General features: G+C 67.0%; 4 protein-coding genes. 2 read left to right on the top strand and 2 right to left on the bottom strand.

Annotated features, from left to right (window positions below):
* Window positions 1–125: 125 nt before the first annotated feature.
* Window positions 126–1484 carry a sodium-dependent transporter gene (locus tag ABSF49_RS20595; RefSeq protein WP_424114506.1) on the bottom strand — a complete coding sequence of 453 codons (1359 nt, stop codon included), beginning with the start codon at window positions 1482–1484 and terminating at the stop codon, window positions 126–128.
* 171 nt (window positions 1485–1655) lie between these two features.
* The gene (locus tag ABSF49_RS20590) at window positions 1656–2552 is read right to left on the bottom strand and encodes a ribokinase (protein ID WP_424114505.1); all 897 of its coding nucleotides are present in this window, start codon (window positions 2550–2552) and stop codon (window positions 1656–1658) included.
* A 538-nt stretch (window positions 2553–3090) separates the two neighbouring features.
* Here ABSF49_RS20590 and ABSF49_RS20585 point away from each other — a divergent pair.
* Together ABSF49_RS20585 and ABSF49_RS20580 are read left to right on the top strand one after the other, a co-directional pair.
* Window positions 3091–3861, top strand: coding sequence for a DsbA family protein (locus ABSF49_RS20585; RefSeq protein ID WP_424114504.1), 771 nt, complete (start codon window positions 3091–3093; stop codon window positions 3859–3861).
* Window positions 3862–4138: 277 nt separating this feature from the next.
* The coding region (locus ABSF49_RS20580; RefSeq protein ID WP_424114507.1) for a Flp family type IVb pilin at window positions 4139–4281 on the top strand (143 nt) is incomplete at its 3' end.

Genomic DNA, 4281 nt, shown 5'->3' with positions numbered 1-4281 from the left:
TTTGAAGTTCGCCAGCGCCTCGCTCCGCCAAGCAAACAATGAGGGAACCCGCTCTCTGGCCGCCGATCGCCGCCCACTATCTCGGCCCTTGCGCGCGGATAGGCTCGCGCGCCCCTCCCCTCGCTTCAGATCAGCTTGAGGCCGTTCAGCAGCACGATGGCGATCGCCAGCGGCGCGACGAAGCGGATGAGGAAAAATGCCGCCTTGATCAACCCACGGTTTTTCAGCGCGCCCTGGTTGGAAAGGCTCTGCTCCGTCTTCTTAAATCCGTAGACCCAGCCGACGAACAGACAGATCAGGATGCCGCCGAGCGGCAGCAGGATGTTCGAGCTCAAATAGTCGAACAGATCGAACGGATTGAGCCCGAAGAGCTTCACGTTCTCCATCACGCTCTGCGACAGCGAGGCGGGAACGCCGAGCAGAGCGATCGCGGCAATCGTGATGACCGTCGCCGGTTTGCGGCCCAGGCCGTAGCGCTCCGACAGGATCGCCGCCGGCACTTCGAGCAGCGACAGGATGGCCCCGACGCTGGCGATGGCGGTGATGAAGAAAAACAGGGTCATGAACACGATTCCGCCGGGCATCGACGAGAAGACGGCCGGAATCGTCATGAACACCAGCGAAGGGCCGGCGGACGGCGCGAAGCCGAAGGTGAACACCGCCGGAAAAATCGCGACGCCGGCGAGCAGCGACACCGACAAATCGGCCAGCATGACGCGCGTCGCCGTCCACGGGATGTTCTGGTCGTCGCGGAAATAGCTGCCGTAAGTCAGCATGGTTCCCATGCCGAGCGACAGCTTGAAGAAGGCGAGGCCGAGCGCGGTCAGCGCCACCGCCGGGGTGATCTTGGAGAAGTCGGGCTGGAACAGGAAAGCCAGCCCCCGCCCCGCCCCGTCGAGCATCAGGCTGCGCCCGCACAGCACCAGCAGCAGGATGAACAGCAGCGGCACCAGCCGCCGCGTCACCGCTTCGATCCCCTTCGACACGCCGAACATGATGATGCCGCCGGTCAGGGCGAGCACGACCCATTGCCAGGCCAGCACGGTCAGTGGCGATGAAACCAGTTTGCTGAACGCGGCGCCGGCCACTTTCGGGTCGACGGTCGACACTTCGCCCGACATCGCCTTGAAGATGTAGGCGTACACCCAGCCGGCGACTTCGGAATAGAACGCCATGATCAGCAGGGCGGCGGCGAAGCCCATCCCGCCGACCGCCTTCCACCACCAGTGGCCGCGCGGCGCCAGAATTTCGAAACTGGTCACCGCGTCGGCCCGCGCCGCCCGGCCCAGCATCGTCTCGGCGATCATCACCGGCAGGCCGACCAGCACGGTGGCGGCGAGATAGACCAGCAGGAAGCTGGCGCCGCCGTTGGTTCCGGTCAGCGAGGGAAATTTCCAGATGTTGCCCAGCCCGATGGCCGAGCCGAGGGTCGCCACCAGCACGCCAAAGGTGGTGGTGAACCCGTCGCGATTGATTTTCGTCATGTCTCCCCCGGACGCGCAACTTGCCGCTGCGCGCATTCGATTATCGAGCGCGTCCAGGATCTTAATGATCTAGATCAGGAAATCCGCGGTCATCCCCGGTCCAAAAGGCCGCAGCCTCATGGACGTCGGCGGGCCTGATCCGGTCGCGCCTGGCAAGACCGGCGCGTTCTTCTACCCGCCGATCGCCGCGTCGATCTCGACGGCGGTCGGCATGCTGGTCTGCGCGCCCGGCTTGGCGCAGGCGAGGCTTCCCGCGACGACGCCGCGCTTCATCGCCTCGGCGAACGACAGGCCGCGGTCGCGCGCGGCGGCGAAGGCGCCGACGAAGGTGTCGCCGGCGGCGGTGGTGTCGACCGCGGCGATCTTCGGCGCCGGCGCGAACGCGCGCTCGCCGGCGATGAAGCCGACCGCTCCCGCCGCCCCCAGGGTGACGATGACGGCGAAGCCGAAGCGGCGCGCCAAAGCGGCGCCGATCCCCTCCGGCTCGCTGGCGTCGATCGCGAGCGCGTGGCCGAGCGTCGCCGCCTCGTGCTCGTTGACGCAGAGATAATCGAGCGCGCCGAGCAGCGCTTCGCTCGGCCGGCCTGCCGGGGCGAGGTTCAGCATCACCTGCGCGCCGCGTTTCTTCGCCAACGCCGCCGCCGCGTCGACCTGCGCTTCGGGCACTTCGCGCTGCAGCAGCAGCAGATCGCCCTGGCCGAACGGCAATCCTTCAAGCTGTTCGGCCCGCGCCGACGCGTTCGCGCCGGCGGCGACGACGATCGCGTTCTCACCCGCCGGATCGACGACGATGAACGCCGCTCCGGTCGGCCTGGCGACCGTGCGGGTCGCGCTCAAGTCGACGCCGTCGGCGTTGAGCAGCGCCAGCGCCGCGCCGGCGAAGGAATCGGCGCCGCAGGCCCCGACCAGCGCCACACGCGCCCCGGCGCGCCGCGCCGCCAGCGCCTGGTTCGCGCCCTTGCCGCCGGGAACGGTGACGTAATCGCCGCCGAGCGTGGTCTCGCCCGGCGCCGGAATTTTCGCTCGGGTGACGAGATCGATGTTGATGGAGCCGAAGACGACGATCATGGGCGCTCGAACCTCGAGGCGGCGGCGGTCGCCGCCCCGCGGTCTCGGATAGCACTGTCGCCGACCGAGATAAACCGACGGCCGGCGCCGTCCCGTTGAAACAATCGCGTTCGAACCCGGTCGCGCCGGCGCCAGCGCCGATTGCGTCCCGCCGCCGGCTCGGCGCGCTATGGAGGTTTTCCATCCGCCTCGACCGACAATTGCTTGGCAAGCGCCGGAACTGCGGCGACAATGGTCATGAACCGCGAGAGACCTCGTTGCCCGCAAGGCGCATGGGCGACGCGAATCGCGCGGCGAAACGAAACGTCGCATAAGGAGTTGAATCCGCACGGAATCGCGAAATCGCCGATTTCGCTGAGCGCGCCAAACGAAGCCTATCGGGAGGCGAAGCGAAACCGCCGACTTCGCTTTCGTTTCGTCTGGCTTCGTTTCGTTTCGCCGGCGCCCGCCCGATTGCGGCGCGGGCGCATTCGCCTTGAATCCGCCATCGGATTCGGGGCATGAAAGGCCCGCGCGTCGAAAGCGCAAGGAGATCGCGATGAAGCTTCACTGGGCCGCCTGCGTCGCGGCGACAATCGCCCTGGCGGCGTTGACTCCTCTGGCGCCCGCGGCGGCGGACGAATTCACCCCGGCGCAGAAGCAGGAGCTCGGCCCGATCATCCGCGATTACCTCGTCGGCCACCCCGAAGTGCTGCGCGAGGCGATCGAGGCGCTCGACAAGCACGACAAGGAAGCCGCCCAGGCCGAGCGGGAGAAGGCGGTTTCCGACCGCGCCGGCCCGCTGTTCTCGTCGCCCTTCCAGGCCAACGTCGGCAATCCCGACGGCAATGCGACCCTGGTCGAGTTCTTCGACTACAACTGCCACTATTGCAAAGGGGCCCTGCCCGATATCGCCAAGCTGATGAAGGACGACCCCAATCTCAGAGTCGTCCTCAAGGACTTTCCCGTCCTCGGGCCGGGCTCGGTCGAGGCGGCGCGGGTCGCCAGCGCGGCGCGCAACCAGCTCCCCGGCGACCGCTTCTGGGCGTTCCACGCCAAGCTGCTCGCCATGCGCGGCCAGATCGGCAAGGCCGAGGCGCTGTCGGTCGCCAAGGAGATGGGCCTCGACATGGACCGGCTCGCCAAGGACATGGACAGCCCGCAGATCGAATCCGGGCTGCAGGACATCATGGGCATGGCCGACGCGTTGCAGATCAACGGCACGCCGTCGTTCGTCGTCGGCCAGGAGGTCGTGGTCGGCGCCGTCGGCTACGACCAGCTCAAGGACAAGATCGACGCCGTCCACAAATGCGGCCACAGCGTCTGCTGAATTCCGCCGCCGGCCGAGGTCCGATGGCGAAGGGAATGTTGCGCTGAGCGCAAGCGCCTTGAACCGCTTTACGGCGGAGGCGCGCCGGCCGCGCTCGATAGCGCCGGAGCGCAAGCCGATTTAGGCGTCCTTTACCAATCGAACAGCTAGCGGCTGTCGGATGAATTCCGCACGGTCGAATTAACCTGGCCGCAAGGGCCTCTGCCTAGATTGCCCCTATCCCGAGCGGCGAAGTCAACGCGCCGGACGGCATGTCTTCTGGAGCAGGAGCAAGGTAATGATCAAGTCCCTCAAGTCCTTCGTCGCCAACGAGTCCGGCGCGACCGCGATCGAATACGCGCTTATCGCCTCGCTGATCGCCGTCTTCCTCATCGGCGCTCTGTCGGCCCTCGGCACGAAGCTGTCGAGCGAGTTCGCCGA

The organism is Roseiarcus sp. (genome assembly GCF_049514155.1).
GTDB lineage: Bacteria > Pseudomonadota > Alphaproteobacteria > Rhizobiales > Beijerinckiaceae > Roseiarcus.
This window is presented reverse-complemented; position numbering and strand designations above follow the sequence as displayed.

Coding starts and splice junctions, on each gene's coding strand:
- ABSF49_RS20595 (WP_424114506.1), bottom strand. CDS start 1,484: ATGACGAAAATCAATCGCGACGGGTTCACCACCACCTTTGGCGTGCTG.
- ABSF49_RS20585 (WP_424114504.1), top strand. CDS start 3,091: ATGAAGCTTCACTGGGCCGCCTGCGTCGCGGCGACAATCGCCCTGGCG.
- ABSF49_RS20590 (WP_424114505.1), bottom strand. CDS start 2,552: ATGATCGTCGTCTTCGGCTCCATCAACATCGATCTCGTCACCCGAGCG.